This is a genomic window from Agrobacterium sp. LMR679 (assembly GCF_027157905.1).
GTDB lineage: Bacteria > Pseudomonadota > Alphaproteobacteria > Rhizobiales > Rhizobiaceae > Agrobacterium > Agrobacterium leguminum.
Window position 1 is genome coordinate 217,789 of record NZ_JAPVOJ010000001.1, and the last position, 17,754, is coordinate 235,542.

The 17,754-nt window shown below is 61.1% G+C and carries 14 protein-coding genes; 5 read left to right on the top strand and 9 right to left on the bottom strand.

The window, feature by feature from the left end:
* Positions 1-14: 14 nt before the first annotated feature.
* From O3W47_RS01005 to O3W47_RS01015, 3 genes are all read right to left on the bottom strand, one after another.
* Positions 15-863: a carbohydrate ABC transporter permease gene (locus O3W47_RS01005; protein ID WP_078052712.1), complete on the bottom strand. Its 849-nt coding sequence runs from the start codon at positions 861-863 to the stop codon at positions 15-17.
* Positions 856-1,794, bottom strand: coding sequence for a carbohydrate ABC transporter permease (locus O3W47_RS01010; RefSeq protein WP_020809466.1), 939 nt, complete (start codon positions 1,792-1,794; stop codon positions 856-858). The genes O3W47_RS01005 and O3W47_RS01010 overlap by 8 nt, the downstream gene beginning before the upstream one ends.
* A gap of 68 nt (positions 1,795-1,862) precedes the next feature.
* On the bottom strand, positions 1,863-3,164 hold the full coding sequence (locus tag O3W47_RS01015; RefSeq protein ID WP_080820650.1) for an ABC transporter substrate-binding protein: 1,302 nt from the start codon (positions 3,162-3,164) through the stop codon (positions 1,863-1,865).
* 195 nt (positions 3,165-3,359) lie between these two features.
* On the opposite strand from O3W47_RS01015, the gene O3W47_RS01020 reads away from it, so the two are divergent.
* The 3 genes from O3W47_RS01020 to O3W47_RS01030 are packed head-to-tail and all read left to right on the top strand — an operon-like array spanning position 3,360 to position 6,371.
* On the top strand, positions 3,360-4,559 hold the full coding sequence (locus O3W47_RS01020; protein WP_020809468.1) for an ROK family transcriptional regulator: 1,200 nt from the start codon (positions 3,360-3,362) through the stop codon (positions 4,557-4,559).
* Between the two features lie 52 nt (positions 4,560-4,611).
* Positions 4,612-5,712 carry a Gfo/Idh/MocA family protein gene (locus O3W47_RS01025; protein ID WP_269312726.1) on the top strand — a complete coding sequence of 367 codons (1,101 nt, stop codon included), beginning with the start codon at positions 4,612-4,614 and terminating at the stop codon, positions 5,710-5,712.
* A gap of 17 nt (positions 5,713-5,729) precedes the next feature.
* Positions 5,730-6,371 carry a ThuA domain-containing protein gene (locus O3W47_RS01030; protein ID WP_003523774.1) on the top strand — a complete coding sequence of 214 codons (642 nt, stop codon included), beginning with the start codon at positions 5,730-5,732 and terminating at the stop codon, positions 6,369-6,371.
* Positions 6,372-6,462: 91 nt separating this feature from the next.
* Here O3W47_RS01030 and O3W47_RS01035 read toward each other — a convergent pair whose 3' ends face one another.
* The 6 genes from O3W47_RS01035 to O3W47_RS01060 form a co-directional block, all read right to left on the bottom strand.
* Entirely contained in the window at positions 6,463-7,842 is a 1,380-nt protein-coding gene (locus O3W47_RS01035) for a GH1 family beta-glucosidase (protein WP_127758076.1), read from the bottom strand.
* Between the two features lie 722 nt (positions 7,843-8,564).
* Complete coding sequence (gene xylA, locus O3W47_RS01040; protein ID WP_080820641.1) at positions 8,565-9,875, bottom strand: xylose isomerase; 1,311 nt, start codon at positions 9,873-9,875, stop codon at positions 8,565-8,567.
* Between the two features lie 233 nt (positions 9,876-10,108).
* Positions 10,109-11,563, bottom strand: coding sequence for a xylulokinase (gene xylB, locus O3W47_RS01045; protein ID WP_269312727.1), 1,455 nt, complete (start codon positions 11,561-11,563; stop codon positions 10,109-10,111).
* A 105-nt stretch (positions 11,564-11,668) separates the two neighbouring features.
* Positions 11,669-12,691, bottom strand: coding sequence for a LacI family DNA-binding transcriptional regulator (locus O3W47_RS01050; RefSeq protein ID WP_003520998.1), 1,023 nt, complete (start codon positions 12,689-12,691; stop codon positions 11,669-11,671).
* A gap of 340 nt (positions 12,692-13,031) precedes the next feature.
* Positions 13,032-14,615, bottom strand: coding sequence for a DHA2 family efflux MFS transporter permease subunit (locus O3W47_RS01055; protein ID WP_003520997.1), 1,584 nt, complete (start codon positions 14,613-14,615; stop codon positions 13,032-13,034).
* Between the two features lie 34 nt (positions 14,616-14,649).
* Positions 14,650-15,864 (bottom strand): HlyD family secretion protein, encoded by a 1,215-nt coding sequence (locus tag O3W47_RS01060; protein WP_080820635.1) that lies wholly within the window; start codon positions 15,862-15,864, stop codon positions 14,650-14,652.
* Positions 15,865-16,024: 160 nt separating this feature from the next.
* On the opposite strand from O3W47_RS01060, the gene O3W47_RS01065 reads away from it, so the two are divergent.
* The gene (locus O3W47_RS01065) at positions 16,025-16,711 is read left to right on the top strand and encodes a TetR/AcrR family transcriptional regulator (protein WP_080820634.1); all 687 of its coding nucleotides are present in this window, start codon (positions 16,025-16,027) and stop codon (positions 16,709-16,711) included.
* A 265-nt stretch (positions 16,712-16,976) separates the two neighbouring features.
* Complete coding sequence (locus O3W47_RS01070) at positions 16,977-17,735, top strand: TerC family protein (protein WP_127758079.1); 759 nt, start codon at positions 16,977-16,979, stop codon at positions 17,733-17,735.
* The last annotated feature ends 19 nt before the right edge of the window (positions 17,736-17,754 follow it).

Here is a 17,754-nt window from a genome sequence, read left to right on the forward strand (position 1 = left end):
TTGCTCCTTTCAAGTCACGATTTGACGGCACCGGCCGTCAGGCCCGCGATGATGTGTTTCTGTGCGAGGAAGAAAACGATGACGGTCGGCAGGATCGTCAGCGTGATGAAGGCGAGAACGAGCTGCCACTCCGTGCCGAATTCGCCGCGATACACCATGATGCCGAGCGGCCAGGGATATTTCGATTCCGAGTTCAGCATGATCAGCGGCAGGATATAGCTGTTCCAGCTGCCGACGAAGGAGACGATGCCGACGGTCGCCACAATCGGCCGCGAAAGCGGCACGGAAATGTGCCAGAAGAACCGCAGATACCCGCAGCCATCCACGAAGGCGGCCTGAAACAGCTCCTCCGGCAGATTGCGGAAATAATTGCGGAACAGAAGAATGCTCATGCCCAGCCCGAAGGCCACCTGCGGCAGCACCACACCCCAATAGGTATCGAGCAGGCCCAGATCGCGGATGCGGATGAACAACGGCAGGATGGCGGTGGCCGCCGGGAACATCAGCCCCAGCAGGAAATAATTCAGCAGGAAGGACGAGCCGAAGAATTTCACATGCGCGAAGGTGAAGGCGGCCATGGCCGAAACGGTCAGCGTCAGGAACACCGTCAACAGCGCGATGACAAGCGAGTTGAAGATTTGCAGCCAGTAACGTTTGCCGAAAAGGATATCGCCGTAATTGGCCCATTGCCATTCGGCAGGAATGCCGAACGGGTTGACGCGCAGGTCGCCCAGCGTCTTGAAGCCGCCAAGCGCGGTGGTGAGCAACGGGATGAGCACGATGGCCGCGATCAGGCTCAGCGAAATGTAAAGGTAGAGCTTGGTTTGCAGCGGCATGCGGACGGAGGTGGATGTGTCAGTCATGGCGCATGAAAATCCTTTTGTAACCGAAGGCGAGCGTCACGCAGATGATGAAAAGAACGACGCCGACCGCGCTACCGAGTCCCACCTGCATGCGCATGACGCCATAGGTGTAGAGGAACGTGACCATGGTCTGCGTGGAGTTGGATGGCCCGCCGCCGGTGAGCGGCATGATCATGTCGAACAGCTGCAATGAGCCGATAACCGCGAAGAAGACGGAAAGGCGAACGGTTGAGCCGAGCATCGGCAGGGTGACATAACGGAACTTCTGCCAGCCGGAAGCGCCATCGATTTCGGCGGCTTCCAGCACATTCTTGTCGACGGATTGAAGTCCGGCGATGAACAGCATCATGTGAAAGCCGAAATATTTCCAGACGATGACTCCAAGCACGGCATAGATCGCCACATCCTTGTCGGCCAGCACGTAAGGATTGGCGAAGCCGAAGAAATTGGAGATGGCGGCAAACAGGCCGTAATCGCCGTCATAAACGAAGCGCCAGATCAGACCGGCCGCGACATCCGCCAGCACATAGGGCAGGAAGAAAACGAGCCGGAAGGCGACGACGCCGGGAATACGGTGCGCCAGCATCATCGCAAGCCAGATCGCCAGCGGGATCTGGATCAGAACCGAGATCAGGATGATGAGGCCGTTATTGAGCAGGGCCTGCGAGAAGGCGGCATTGCCGAACAGGACCTGAAAATTCCTTAAGCCCACGAAATCGGTCGGCGTGCCATAGCCGTTCCAGCGATAAAGGCTGTACCACGCCGCCTCGCCCATGGGCAGGATGACGAACAGGGTAAACAGCAGCAGGGCGGGCGGCAGGAAGACCAGAAGGGTCAGCGCCCGGTCATGCGCAACCGAACTTTGCTTGCGCTTTGTCTTCGCCGCGCCGCGCGCCGGTATCGACGCAGAAGTCATGGAAATATCCGTCATCTCTATCCGCTTTCATGGAGGCAGATATTGCGGCGCCGCATCCCGCGCGGCGCCGTCATGGAACACAATCAGCGAAGCTCGAAAGCGTCCTGAATTTGTTTGGCGCCCTCTTCCGCGCTCATCTGGCCGGAAACGATCTCGACGGAGACGTCGTTGACGACACGGCCGACGGCGGCCCCCAGCGTCTGGTCGAAGAAGTTCTGGTGCCAGGTGGAGCCGGCAAGCTGTTTGGCCGAATCCGCCAGCAGCGGGTTCTTGACCGCGCCGTCCGCTCCGCTCGCAACCGGCAGGATCATGCCGGCAGCCGCCATCTTCTCTTCGCTTTCCTTGCTGGTCAGGAATGTCGCAAAATCAATGGCTTCCTTGGATGCATTTTTCGTGACAGCCCAGCCGTTCAGGCCGCCCAGCGTATCTGTGGCCTTGCCCGCACCGCCCTCGACGACCGGGAAGGCGAAGCGGCCGATATTGTCTGCGGCCAGCCCCTTGCCGTCACCGGCATTCTTGCGCTGGTTGGCTTCCGTATTGTCGAAACCGAGAATAATCGCCGCCTTGCCGTCGCCGAAGACACCGAGCGCCTGTGGCCAGGTGGAGCCGAGATAACCGGGCTGGAAGGGTTCGAGCTTGCCGAATTCGGCCAGCTGCTCGCCAGCCTTGATGATGGCCGGATCCATGAAACCTTCACCTTCGCCCTTGCGGGCGGCATCGAACACGGCCTGCCCGCCATTGCGCATGACGAGATAGCTCCAGTAGAAATGGATCGGCCATTTTTCACCGCCGCCACCGGCAATCGGGACGATGCCCGCTTCCTTGATCTTCTTGACCGTGGTGCCGAGATCGTCCCAGGTCTTGATGTCTTCCGCCTTCACGCCGGCCTTGGCAAACAGCTCCTTGTTATAGAAGAAGCTGACGAGGCTGACCTTGTAGGGCACGGCCCAGACCTTGCCATCGAAAGACAGGCCGTCGATTGCGGATGCATTGTAGGCCTGACGCAGCTTGCCGCCATCGGCGTCGAAAACCTCGGTCAGGTCCTTCAGTGCGCCGGTTTTGGACTGTTCCTCAAGAACGCCACCGCCCCAGCTATAAAAGAAATCCGGCACGTCGTTGGATTGCAGCAGCGTCGGCAATTTTGCCTTGAAAGCCTCATTTTCGAGGAACTGCAGCTGAATATCGACATCGGGATGCTTGGCCTCGTATTCCTTGGCAATCTCCTCCCAGACAGCCACGGATTTCGGGTCCAGTTCCACATGCATCCATTTAACGACGGTCGCCGCCGAGGCGCTGGCCGCGCCGAGCATCAGGGCTATGCTTGTCGTTGCGGCAAAGGCGATCCGCCTGCCGCTCAGGCTTGCGCCTGCGTGCCAATAGGTCATGTTCGTGATCCTCCCTGGGGTTCCTCACCATTTATTCCCCAATGCGGATTAATTCACCCCACACCCTGCCCAATGTCAAGGCGGGTTGCTGATTTTTTACCCTGATGGCTTGACACACCCCTCCCGGCAGACGTTATTTAATCCGCAATCCGATATAAATTCGTTTTAGATCGAACCCGATCGCAGCAGGACCCCATGAAGACCGCAGACCCCGAATTAATGCGCGCGATCAACAGGCTGAGCGTGCTGGACAGTATCCGCCGCCATGGGCCGATCTCGCGGGTGGAAATCAGCGAAAGAACGCAGCTCTCCACCACCACCGTTTCGGCGATCACCGCCTCCCTGCTCGATGACGGGCTGATTCTCACCCGCCATATCGGCGATATCCGCACCGAAGGCGCACGCGGCAGGCCGCGCGTGATGCTGGAACTGAACCCGGATGCCGCCCGCGTGGTGGGCGCGAAGATCGCCGCAAGCCGCATGGTCTTCGTCGTCACCGATTTCTGCGGCAACGTGCTTTCGACGCTTGCTTTGCCGATCCGCGTCGACCGCCAGCCCATTGGCGTCATCGCCGATCTGGTGGAGGACGGGGTGCGGCGCTGCGTCGTCGATGCCGGTCTTTCGCTGGAAGATGTGGATATGGTCTGCCTCGGCCTGCCCGGCGTCATCGAACATCGCACCGGGAAAATCCGCAGCAGCCCGATTTTGCGGGAAGTAAACGTCAATTTCGCCGAGGAAATGACCGCACGGCTGAATTCGCCGACCATCATCGAAAGCGACGCCCACGCCATCACGCTCGCCCACCACTGGTTCGGCCATGCGCGCGATCTGGAAGACATGGTGCTGATTTCGCTCGAACAGACGCTCGGGCTTGGCGTGCTGCATCAGAACCAGCTGTTTCGTGGTGCCGGCGGTCTCAGCCACAATCTCGGCGATCTTGTCATCGGCCTTGCCAATGAGGGCACTGTGCGGCTGGCGAGTCAGGCGGGTGAAAACGCCATTCTGGGCTCACGCCCTGCGGATGGGCGCTTTGCCGAGGCGATCCGGCTCGGCCGTGGCATGCAGCATGCCCATGCATTGATCGCGGCGGAAGACCACGATCTCATCGCGGCCGCTTTGCGCGCCGGCGCGGCGCTGGGCCTGACACTTGCCAATATCGTCACGCTGTTTGCGCCGCCGCGAGTCATCATCACCGGCTCCAGCCTCGAGCTCGGAGAACCCTTCATCGCCAGCATCCGCGACAGCTACAACGCCGCCGTGCCGCCTTCGCTGGCCGGCGTCGCCGAGCTGGTTTTCGATATTGCGAGCGACGAATTATGGGCGCAGGGGGCAGCGGCCGTCGCGCTTTACGAGCTTTACGAATCGCCATGGAACACCACGGGGCCGGCGCTTTAACCCACGGGTTGAGCACGGGTTTCGGCATTTCTGATTTACGGGAGGAAATCACATGAACAGGGTCGGTATCGGCATCATCGGCTGCGGCAACATTTCCAGCGCCTATCTCAAGGCCATGGCGTCGTTTCCCATTCTCGACATTCGCGGTCTCGCGGATATGAATGAGGAGGCTGCGAAGGCCCGCGCCGATGAATTCGGCCTTCAGGCAACCAGCATCGACGCGCTTCTCGCCGATCCTTCCGTGGAGATCATCGTCAATCTGACCATTCCCAAGGCGCATGTGGAGGTGGGGCTGCGCGCGCTGGACGCCGGCAAGCACGCCTATTCCGAAAAGCCGCTCGGCATCAATTTCGCCGAGGGCAAACGCCTTGCCGATGCGGCAAAGGCAAAGGGCCTGCGCATCGGCTCGGCCCCGGATACCTTCCTCGGCGGCGGGCACCAGACCGCACGCCGGCTGATCGATGAGGGCGTGCTGGGCCAACCGGTTGGCGGCACGGCCACCTTCATGTGCCCCGGCCACGAGCGCTGGCACCCCAACCCCGCCTTCTATTACGAAGTTGGCGGCGGGCCGATGCTGGATATGGGACCCTATTACATCACCGATCTCGTCAACCTGTTCGGCCCGGTCGCCAGGGTGGCGGGCTTCGCCATCGCGCCGCGCAATGAACGCCTCATCACCAGCGAACCGAAGAACGGTGAAAAAATCCCTGTCCATGTCGCCACACATGTGTCCGGCGTGCTGGCTTTTGAGAACGGCGCTGTGGTACAGGTGGGCATGAGCTTCGATGTGGCGGGCCACAAACATGTGCCGCTGGAACTCTATGGCACTGAAGGCACGCTGATCGTTCCCGATCCAAACCATTTCGGCGGCGAAGTGCAATTGCTGAAGAAGGGCGGCCAGTTCGAGCCGCAGGCGCTGTCATCCCCCTATGCGGACGGCAATTACCGCTCGATAGGCGTCGCGGATATGGCCCATGCGATCCGCGAAAACCGCCCGCATCGCGCCAATGGCGATCTTGCCCTGCATGTGCTGGAGGTGATGGAAGCCTTCCAGACGGCATCGGACAGCGGCGCCGCCGTTTCCATCACCACCAAGGCGGAGCGCCCTGCCCCGCTTGAAACATCGCTGGTCGACGGCCAGCTCGGCAAATAATCCTGAGGAGGAAATAAATGCGCGAAGCACTCATCGTCTGGGGCGGCTGGAGCGGCCACGAACCGCAGGAATGCGCCACCATCGTAAAGGACATGCTGGAAGAGGACGGTTTCAAGGTCTATGTCGAGCACAGCACGGAGGCCTTCGCCGATCCTTCAGTGCATGATCTCAGCCTCGTCGTGCCCATCGTCACTATGTCGAAGATCGAAAAGGAAGAGATCAAGAACCTGACGGCCGCCGTGGAAAACGGCGTCGGAATTGCCGGCTTTCACGGTGGCGCGGGCGACAGTTTCCGCGAATGCGTCGAATATCAGTTCATGATCGGCGGCCAGTGGGTTGCCCATCCCGGCAATATCATCGACTACCATGTCAACATCACCCGCCCCGACGATCCGCTGATGGAGGGGATTTCCGATTTCCCCTATACGTCGGAGCAATATTACATGCATGTCGACCCCTCCAACGAGGTGCTGGCGACGACGAAGTTTACAGGCGACCACGCATGGTGGATCGACGGCGTGGTGATGCCGGTGGTCTGGAAACGCAAATACGGCAAGGGCCGGGTCTTCTATTCGGCGCTCGGCCATCAGGCCAAGGAGTTTTCCGTGCCGCAGATGAAGACCATGTTCCGCCGCGGCGCCAACTGGGCGGCGCGTTGAGGTTATCGGAAGCCTCTCCCAACGCGACGTCATCAACTCTGTTGAAACTTGTCGTCTTTGAGCCTTGCATTGATGGTGACGAGGAGAGGTATCACCCCTTCGTCACATCATGGTTCCCCTTGGGAAAGCCCGAAGCCAGCGCGCTGTACCACTTCCCGCTGTTCTTCAGCGTGCGCACCTGCGTGTCGTAATCCACATGCACGAGACCGAAGCGCATGCGATAGCCCTCGGCCCATTCGAAATTATCCATCAGGCTCCAGGCGAAATAACCGCGCATCGGATAACCCTCGCGGATGAGATCGGCGACGATGCCGAGATGTTCGGCGTAATAGTCGAGCCGCGGCTGGTCATCCACCTCACCGTTTTCGATGCCCATATTATAGCAGGCGCCGTTTTCGGTGATGTAGCATTCCGGCAGGTCGTAACGCTTGTAGAGCGTCTCGACCAGCGACTGCAGCGCCGGGGCATAGACCTCCCAGCCGATATCTGTCTTCACATCGCTGACGGCCGGGGCCGGTATGGTCGCGGGGAATTCCGCGCCCGGTGTCGCATCGTCGGCAACGCGCATCGGCGTGTAATAATTCAGGCCCCACCAGTCGAGCTTCTGGCTGATGATGGCGAGGTCTTCCGCCTCCACCACCGGCATGCGGCTTCCCAGCGCTTCCATCATCTCGGCCGGATATTCGCCCTTGAAGACCGGATCGAAAAACGCGCCGTTGTGGAACTGGAAGGCCCGTTCGGCGGCCTTGAGATCGGCCTCGCTATCGGAAGCCGGGATGACGGAGTGGGCGTTCAGCACCAGCCCCACCGGCACTTTCGGCGCGACATGGCGGGAGGCTTCCACGCCGAAACCATGGGCGAGATTGATGTGATGCATGGCGGCAAGGGCCGCCTCCATGTTGCGCTCGCCCGGCGCATGAATGCCATAAAGATGGCTGAGCCACACCGCGCACCAGGGTTCGTTGAAGGTCGCCACCGCATCCAGCCGGTCGCCCAGGCGGGCCATCACGGTCTTGGCGTATCGCTGGAAGGCGTGCGCGGTGGAGCGCGAGGCCCAGCCGCCGTCGCCCATCAGCGTCAGCGGCAAATCCCAATGGTAAAGCGTCGCATAGGTCTTGATACCGCGCGCCTTGCAGCCATCGACGAGGCGGTCGTAAAAATCGAGCCCCTTTTCGTTGATCGGACCGAAACCATCCGGAATGATACGGGGCCAGGCGATGGAGAACCGATAGGCCTCGACACCCATGTCCTTGATGAGATCGAGATCCTGCTCCCAGCGATTATAATGATCGCAGGCAATATCGCCATTGTGACGCTCGAAGACGTGGCCCGGCATGTTGCAGAAGGCGTCCCAGATGGAGGGCTTGCGGCCATCCGCCTTCGTGGAGCCTTCGATCTGGAAAGAGGCGGTCGCGACACCGAACAGGAAATCGCCGGGGAAACGGGCGGCTAGCGTTTTGGGATCGGTCATCTACGAGGCCCTTCTCTGTCCATCGAGCGTGAAAAGATCAGCAGCGGTTTAGACCATGTCGGCCGACAGGTACAGTCGTGGGCGGCAGGAATCTACAACGTTTCAGGATGCGCAGTTAACAAGTCCAAAGCGCTTTGCATGCGGGCGTACCGCCGCAGCGGTTTGCCGGCGGCGCAAGGCATCGACCCGGCGAATGCGGGTGGGAGATGGGAGGTGGTGGAAGTCGTAGCATTCACCGGGCCGTATCATCAGGGCAGCCTGGGCAGCCCATCGGTCACAGCCTTTTCACGGCACCTATCGGATCGGTCCTTCCCGCCTCTGGCCCGGCGGAATGCCTTTCCGAAACACGGTCTGCCAGAACCATGCTTGTCGATGCCGGCCTCCGGTTCGCGAAAGGCGCCGCGCGTATCGCCCCTCCGTTCCGGTTGCGGGAGGAATGATGCGGCCAAAGGGGGAGATGGGGATGAGTGGGGAAGGATTTTTTCGGAAGTGGCTGAAAAGGATGGAATGCTGGCGCAGAGTTTTCCGCATCTTTTGGAGCAGAACGGAGAGCAAGCCCCCTCATCCGGCCCTTCGGGCCACCTTCTCCCCGGCGGGGAGAAGAAATATGCCGTGCCCTCAGCGTGGCAAGGAGTGTGGAGCTTGTTCTTCTCCCCGCCGGGGAGAAGTGCCGGAGCGTAGCGAGGCGATGAGGGGGCGACGTTGCCATCCCCTCCATCGCGTCAAACGTAACGATTGACCACGTTTTCGAGATATTCCTGACGACCGGACTTCGGCTCGGGATTGATATCCTCGCGCTCGACCAGGGCGGCAATCTCTTCCAGCTTCAGTTCGCCGCGCAGCATCTTCTGGGCTTCCGGCTCCTCCCACTTGGCATAACGGTCCTTGAGCGGCTTCGAAAGCGCGCCGTCCTCGATCATCTTCGCCGCCGCCTTCAGGCCGCGGGCGCAGCAATCCATGCCGCCGATATGGCCGATCAGCAGGTCCTGCGGATCGAGCGACTGACGACGCAGCTTGGAATCGAAGTTGGTGCCGCCGTTCTTGAAACCGCCACCGGCCAGAACATGGTAATAAGCCAGCGCCATTTCCGGCACGTTATTGGGGAACTGATCGGTATCCCAGCCGGACTGGTAATCGTTGCGGTTCATGTCGATGGAGCCGAAAATGCCGAAGGCATTGGCCATCGCCAGTTCGTGCTCGAAGGAATGGCCGGCGAGAATGGCGTGGCCCTGCTCGATATTGACCTTCACTTCCTTTTCCAGACCGTTCTTCTGCAGGAAGGCGTAAACGGTGGCGACGTCGTAGTCATACTGGTGCTTGGTCGGCTCCTGCGGCTTCGGCTCGATCAGGATCGTGCCTTCGAAGCCGATCTTGTATTTATACTCCACCACCAGATTGAGGAAGCGGCCGAGCTGGTCGAGTTCACGCGACAGATCGGTGTTGAGCAGGGTCTCGTAACCTTCGCGGCCGCCCCACAGAACATAGTTCGCGCCGCCGAGCTTCTTGGTGGCGTCCATGCAGGTCTTCACGGTCGCGGCGGAGAAAGCGAAAACATCCGGGTCCGGATTGGTCGCCGCACCCGACATGAAGCGACGGTTGGAGAAGAGGTTCGCCGTACCCCACAGAAGCTTCACGCCGGTATCGGCCTGCTTTTGGGCAAAATAATCAACGATCTCGTTGAGGTTCTTGGTATTCTCCGCAAAGTTCCGGCCCTCCGGGCGCACATCGGCGTCGTGGAAGCAGTAGAACGGCGAACCGAGCAGCGAGAAGAATTCGAAAGCCACATCCGCCTTCAGTTTCGCCGCCTGCATCGTATCTTCGAACCATGGGCGCAGGAATGTCTGGCCGCCGAAGGGGTCGCCGCCCGGCCAGGTGAAGGTATGCCAATAGGCCACCGCGAAGCGCAGGTGATCTTCCATGCGCTTGCCGGCGACGATTTCGTCGGGGTTGTAATGACGGAAGGCCAGCGGGTTGGTGCTGTCGGGGCCTTCATATTTGATCTTGGCAATATCGCCGAAGAAACCTGTGCTCATGGTGATCCTCCTCTTGGGGTGGGTTTAGATGGTGTGCGGTATAGGTTGGAGGGTGTGGCTCACCCCCTCTGCCCTGCCGGGCATCTCCCCCTCAAGGGGGAGATCGACAAGCGGCTACATCTCGTCCTCATGCGAGGCTGAGTATGGAGCGATAGATAGCGTCCTGCTGATCTCCCCCTTGAGGGGGAGATGCCCGGCAGGGCAGAGGGGGGTGAAGCCGCACACGCCGTGTCTCAATGCGAAAGCGCCCGAATAGCCGGATAAAGCGCATGATAGCGGCGGTAAGCCTCCTCATAGGCGCCGGCCAGCGCCGCCACCGGCTCGATGGTCCGCGCCGTTTCCGGCTGCGAGCAGACCGCCACCGGATCGGCCCCGGTCGCGGCGATGAGGCCGAGGCGGGCCGCACCGAAGGCGGCGCCGAAATCGCCCTCGGCTGGAATATCGACGGGCACGCCGAGCGAGGTGGCGATGGAGGCCAGCCAATAGGCCGAGCGCGAGCCGCCGCCGATGGCGGTGACGCGGGAGATGGATGTGCCGGCCGACTTCAGCGCTTCGAGATTGTCACGGATCGCGAAAGTCACGCCTTCCAGCACCGCCTGGGTCAGCGCCTTGCGGTCGCTTTCATGCGAAAGGCCGATGAAGGAACCGCGAATGGCGGCGTCGTTGTGCGGTGTGCGCTCGCCAGAGAGATAGGGCGCGAAGGTGACACCGGTCGGTGCAAGCAGCGTCTCGCCCAACTCGCCGGTCAGATCGGCGGCGGATTGGCCGGTGAGGCGCGAATACCAGTTCAGCGCATCGGTGGCGGAGAGGATGACGCCCATCTGGTGCCAGGTATTGGGCAGCGCATGGCAGAAGGCGTGCACGGCGCTTTCCGGCTTCGGCAGGTAAGATGCATTGGCGGCGAAAAGCACGCCGGATGTGCCGAGCGACACGAAGGCATGGCCTTGCCTCACCGTGCCCATGCCGCAGGCGGAAGCGGCATTGTCGCCCGCGCCGCCGGCAACGACGGCGCGGCCGGAAATGCCCCATTCGGAGCCAAGTTCGGCGCGCAGCACGCCCGCCTCATCCGTGCCTTCCACCAGCGAGGGCATGTGTTTTTCATCCAGACCGGTGGCGGCGAGAAGTTCGGAAGACCATTTGCGCGCGCCGGTATCGAGCCAGGAGGTGCCGGCGGAATCGGACATTTCGGAGATGTATTCGCCCGTCAGCCACAGACGCAGATAATCCTTCGGCAGCAGCACCTTGGCCACTTTCGCGAAGATTTCAGGTTCGTTCTTCGCCACCCAGGCAAGTTTCGGCGCGGTGAAGCCAGGGAAAACGATGTTGCCGGTGATCTTGCGGAAACGCGGATCGGCATCCAGCGCTGCGGCCTCGGCATAAGAGCGCGTGTCGTTCCACAGGATGCAGGGGCGCAGCACCTTGCCAGCCGCATCGATCAGCGTCGCGCCATGCATCTGGCCGGAAAGGCCGATGCCCTTGACGGCGGCAAGCTCCTTCGGAAACTTCTGCTTCAGGCCGGCAACGGCGGTTTTCGTCGCGGCAATCCAGTCGGCCGGGTCCTGTTCCGACCAGCCGTGATGCGGGCGCGAAACGTCCAGCGAGCCGTTGGCCGAGCCGATGATTTTCTGATCGCCGTCCATCAGCAGGGCTTTGACGCCGGATGTGCCAAGATCGAGACCGAGATACATGTATTTCTCCATTCCGGCGCGCCATGCGCCGCTTTCAGCGTTTTTTAAAAGTAGCCGCATTTCCGGACGGAAAACCGGCGGCCACTTTTCCTGGAAATGCTCTCATCAGGGAAGATTGTCCCTGAGGAATATGTCGATACGGATACGTTCCTGCGCGGCGATGACGGGCAGACCGTCGGCCCGCGCCTTCAAGACGCGGATGGCGCTGCGTACCTCGTGGCCGGCATCCTGGTTGAGCACGGCATCCAGCAGCCCTTCCCGCAGCGCATTGGCGGTGTTTTCCGTCAACTCATGGGCGATGACCGAAAGCGCTCTTTCGCCCTCGGCCGCGCCAAGCGCGCGGATGAGGCCGCGATTGCCCGCGCCGAGGCTGTAGATGCCGGAGAGCGCGGCATTGCCGAGCGCCTTGCGCACCAGCGTCTCGACGGTCAGCGGATCGTCCCTGCCCTCCAGCACCGGCAGCAACCGCAATTGCGGGAACTCGGATTCGATGACGGCGCGAAATCCTTCCAGACGTTCGCGATGGTCGCGCACCAGCATGGAGCCGGCGACAACCGCGACATCGCCGCCGCGCCCGGAGAGAAAACGTCCCATCAGGCTCGCCGCCGTACGCCCGGCCGCAACGTTGTCCACGCCGGCATAATGATCCCGCCGCGAACCGGAAAGATCGGACACCAGCGTCACCGTGGCGATGCCGTCTTCGGCCAACCGGTCGGCGGCTTCCGCCACATCTTCGGAATCTGTGGCGACGAAGGCGACGCCCGAGGGCTTTTCCCGCCGCGCGACTTCCAGAGCCTCCGTCAGCGCGGAGGCATTGAAGGGCGGCACCTCGATGACGCGGATCGCCGTGCGCTCCAGATGCGCCCGCGCCGCTGCGGCCCGCACTTCGGCGCGCAGCGTCGCCATGAAGGAATTGTCATTGCCCGGCAGGATGAAGACCAGCGAATAATTGCGGCCCTTGGCCAGATTGGCAGCGGCAATATCGCGCACATAACCAAGCTCGGCAATCGCCGCCTCCACCCGCGCCCGGGTGGCGGCATGCACGCCGGGGCGCATGTTCAGCACCCGGTCGATGGTGGCGAGGCTGACGCCCGCCCGCTCTGCGATATCGTGAACTGTCGGCTTCATGGCTCCTCCCTCCCCTTGCATATCCAGCTTTGCAGTCGAGGTAAACTGAAAAATGATGTACGTACCTCATATTTCGCGGAAAGGCGGTATCGGGTTGGCGGCTCTTCGCGAAACGGCGCCGCGCGTTTCTTCTCCCCGAGGGGGAGAAGGTGGCCCGAAGGGTCGGATGAGGGGGCAACCCAGCGATAGACCGAGCGCGCGCCCCCTCATCCCGCTGCCGCGACCTTCTCCCCGGCGGGGAGAAGAAATATGCCGCCCTCGCTCGCTCCGTATTCAAAACAAAAAAGGGGCCGTCATTTCCGACGACCCCAGCTCTGCGGTGGATGGGAGGGGATTCTTGTTAGTGCGCCGCGTCTGGCGGCGGCGCTGCCTTGGGTTTCTGGATCAGTACGGTCATGAAGATCAGGCTCGAGAACAACAGCGTCAGCGCGAAGAACACATCCGCGAAGGCCAATATCCATGCCTGCTGCGAGACCATGCCGACCAGTTTCTTGACGGCGACGGACGCGCCGTCCAGCCCGTAGGAATCGTAGTTGGCACCGACACTGTTCAGCCATTCCAGCGCCTGCGGGTTGGAATAGCTCACATGTTCGGCCAGCCGCACATAATGGTCGTCCGTGCGCTGCGACAGCATGGTGTTGATGATGGCAAGACCGACCGCGCCGCCGAGGTTACGGGTGAGGTTGAACAGGCCGGACGCATTGCGGATGCGGGCCGGCGGCAGGGTGCCGAGCGCGATGTTGTTGATCGGCACCATGCACATCATCAGGCCGAAACCGCGCAGGATCTGCGGGATCAGCAGCTCGTAGAAATCCCAGTCGGTCGTCACATGCGTCATGATCCATGTGCCGCAGCCGAAGCTGATGAAGCCAATGGCCATCATCGCCCGCGGATCGAGCTTGGTGGAGACCTTGCCGGCAATCGGCGCGGTGAAGAACATGGCTAGACCGGAGACGAACATGGTCTCGCCGATCATCAGCGCATCGTAACCGCGCACCCGGCCGAGATAGAGCGGGTAAAGATAGGTCAGCCCGTAAAGCCCGATGCCCATGACGAAGGAAAACAGCGAGCCGATGGAGAAGTTGCGGTCGGCGAAGGCGCGGATATCCACGACCGGGAATTCCACCTTGAAGGCGCGCCAGAAGAACACGACCGCGCCGATGACCATGGCGACCGTTCCCATGACGATATGCTCGTCGTTGAACCAGTCCTTGTTGTTGCCCTCTTCCAGCACATATTCCAGCGAGCCGAGGAAGACGGCCATGGAGATCAGCCCCCACCAGTCGAACTTCTTCCAGAGCGACTTTTCCGGCTTGTCGAAATCGATCAGGCTCCAGGTGAGGATGGTGACGATGATGCCGGGGATGATGTTGACGAGGAACAGCCAGTGCCAGGAAAAGGCATTGGAGAGATAACCGCCGACAGTCGGGCCGATGGTCGGCGCAAGCGTGGCGACGAGACCGATGATCGGCGAGACGACCGAACGCTTCGAGGGCGGGAAGATCGTGAAGGCGGCGGCGAAGACGGAGGGGATCATGCCGCCGCCGATAAAGCCCTGGATCGCGCGGTAGACGATCATCTGGTCGATATTGGTGGCTGTGGCGCAGAGCGCGCTCGATATGGTGAAGCCGGCCGCGCAGGTGGCGAAGAGCACGCGCGTGGAGAGAATACGCGCCAGCGTGCCCGACAGCGGGATCATGATGACTTCGGCGATCAGATAGGACGTCTGCACCCAGGCGATCTCATCGGAACCCGCGCCGAGGCCCGCCTGGATTTCCGCGAGCGACGCGGAGACGATCTGAATGTCGAGGATGGACATGAACATGCCGAAGACCATCGCGAAGAACGCGATGAGCCTGCGCCTGTCCATCGGGGGATCGGCGGGGATGGACGCCCCGCCCGTACCGACAACCGTAGCCGCCATGATCTTGACCTCAACGGCGCATCAGCGATGCGCCTTACTTGGCTTCCGGGTTAACTTGCGCGGTTTTCGTGGTTTCCGGCGCCGTGCGGGTATCGACATCGACAACGACGCTGAGGCCGGCGCGCAGATTGTGCCTGGCGAGGTCTTCCTTCGAGAAGACAATGCGCACCGGCACGCGCTGGATGACCTTGGTGAAGTTGCCGGTCGCATTTTCCGGCGGCAGCATGGAGAAGACCGAGCCCGAGCCGGGCGAAATCGACTGCACCGTGCCCTCGATCGTCGCATCGTCAAAGGCGTCGACATGCACGCGCACCTTCGAACCGGGCACGACGCGGGCAAGCTGCGTTTCCTTGAAATTGGCGTCGATATAAAGCTCGTTCATCGGCACCAGCGAAGCCAGACGCTTGCCGACCGAAACCAGATCGCCGTTCTGAACCGCCAGATTGCCGATGACGCCGTCATAGGGCGCCTTCAGAACAGTGAAGGAAAGATCGCGGGCGGCCTTGTCGCGGGAAAGCTGCAGCGAACGGATCGTGCTTTCGGCTTCCTCGCGCTGGGCGCGCAGGAGTTCCACATTGGCCTTGGCCGAGGAGATGGCGGCATCGCCCGCCACGACATTCGCCCTGGCCTGATCGAGCGCGACCTGCGCATTGTCGGAAGCGGCAACCGTGCCGACATCCTTCGCCTGCAGCTCGCTGGCGCGCTTCTGGGTGATTTCGGCACCGCGAAGGGCGGCATCCAGCGCGCCCTTCTGGGCGACGGCCTGTTCCAGCGAAGCTTCGCCGCCGACGATCTGCGCATCGATGCGCTTCAGCGACAGTTCTTCGGTGCGGATCTGGGCTTCGGCCTGATCGAGCGCAATGCGATAATCGCCATCGTCCAGCGTCACCAGCGGATCGCCCGCCTTGACTTCCTGGTTCTCGACCACGTTCACCTTGGCGACATAGCCCGAAACCTTCGGTGCGATGACGGCGATATCGCCTTCTATATAGGCGTCGTCCGTCGAGACCATGAAGCGGCCGTCGACCCACCAGTTGTAACCGTACCAGCCGGCGCCGGCGAGAAGGGCAACGGCGATGACCGGCAGAAGCTTCGAACGCTTCTTCTGCTTCGGCGCCGCGATGGTCTGGGGCGGCTGCGGCGGCGCGGCCTCAGCCGGCTTTGCCGGAGAGGTCTCGGCCTTGGCGGAGATATCCGCCTCTTCCGCATCGTTGACGGCGCGAACCGCGCTATTCTTCTGGGCCGACATGGGAGCTTACCGTGATAAATTGAAGAAAGTTTTTCGAACTGAACCGTTCGGTTCGATTGACATAATCTCTTTCCTGACACATATCAAGTGTTATCGAACCGATTGGTTCGACGTTCGGTTAATTTTTTTTACGCCATTGCGATGCTAAGAGACGGTAGCGATGGCAGGTGAAGACAGGGATATGGAGACGGAAACGGAAACGGGCTGTCCGGGCAATGCCGCCGGGCGTTTTGCGGCGGGTGAAGACCCGGCCAAACGCGAGCAGATTCTGGCGGGCGCCTGGCGTGTGTTCAAGCGCAAAGGTTTCGATGCGGCCAGCATGAACGACATCACGCGTGAAGCGGGCGTTTCCAAGGGCACGATCTATGTCTATTTCTCCAACAAGGAGGATCTGTTCGCGGCGCTGGTCGACCAGCACCGGCAGGAATTCGCCACCTCCATGCGCAATATTCTGGCCGGCACCGAAGAGGTGCGCGACGGGCTGAAACAATTCGGCAAGGCCTTCGCCAACAAGATGATCTGCTCGGACATGGTCCCGGCCATGCGCTCGGTCATCGGCGTCATCGACCGCATGCCGAAGCTGGCGCAGCGCTTCTTCATCGCCGCACCCAACAATGTCCGTACCGTGCTTCAGGATTTCATCGAGCACCATGTCGCGCTCGGCCATCTGAAGGTCGATGACGTGGAACTGGCCGCCCGGCAATATATCGAACTTTCCACCGGCACCTTCTTCAAGCTGCGCCTGTTCGGAGAGATCGAAGGCCCGGTTCCGGAAGAAGAACTGGACCGGGTGATCGCCAGCGCCATCAAGGTATTCATGGCCGCCTACGGAACCGACAAGGCCTGAGATCATTTAGAGTTTTTTCGCTTTTCTCCGAATCGCGAAAACACTCCAGCTCTTTGTTTCGGAGCATTCCCGGACGGAAAACCGCGGGCCACTTTTCCTGGAAATGCACTTGCAACGGCGTGAACGCCAATACGCGGTCTGCGCGAAATTTCGATGAAATCTTGCGCCCCGGAGCCATCAACTCCTTGTTTCTCGCGTATTGCGCTATAAATTCCACCCACCGAATGTTTCGGCTGGCCTTGTTGCTGAAAGGAAAACCTACCTGATGGAGTCCATTCTCCCTCTTCTATCTGACCCCGCCGCCTGGGTGGCGCTCGTCACGCTGATCGTCATGGAGGTCGTGCTCGGCATCGACAACCTGATCTTCATCTCCATCCTCACCAACAAGCTGCCGCCCGAACAGCGCGAAAAAGCCCGCAAGATCGGTATAGGCCTTGCGCTCATCATGCGTCTCGGCCTGCTCGGCACCGTCGCATGGATCGTGCAGCTCACCACACCGGTCTTCGAACTCTTCGGCCACGCCTTCTCCTGGAAGGACATGATTCTTATCGCCGGCGGTCTCTTCCTGATGTGGAAGGCCACCAAGGAAATCCATCACAATGTCGACCCGGAAGACCACAAGGAAGACATGGTGGGCGGCCCCGTCGGCATGAATTTCGGTGCCGCCATCGGCCAGATCCTGCTGCTCGACCTCGTCTTCTCGGTGGACAGCATCATCACCGCCGTCGGCATGACGCCGCATCTGCCGATCATGATCGTCGCGGTCATCGTGGCCGTCACCGTCATGCTGCTGGCCGCAACGCCGCTCGCCAACTTCATCGAGCGCAACCCCACCATCGTCATGCTGGCGCTCGCCTTCCTGATGATGATCGGCACGACGCTGATCGCCGAAGGCATGGGCTTCCATGTTCCGAAGGGCTACGTCTATGCCGCCATGGCGTTCTCGGCGCTGGTGGAGCTGCTCAACATGCTGGCCCGCAATGCGAGGCGTCGGAAGAAGGCGAGTGCGGAAGAGGCGCATTGACCGCACTTCCTTCCGTCGT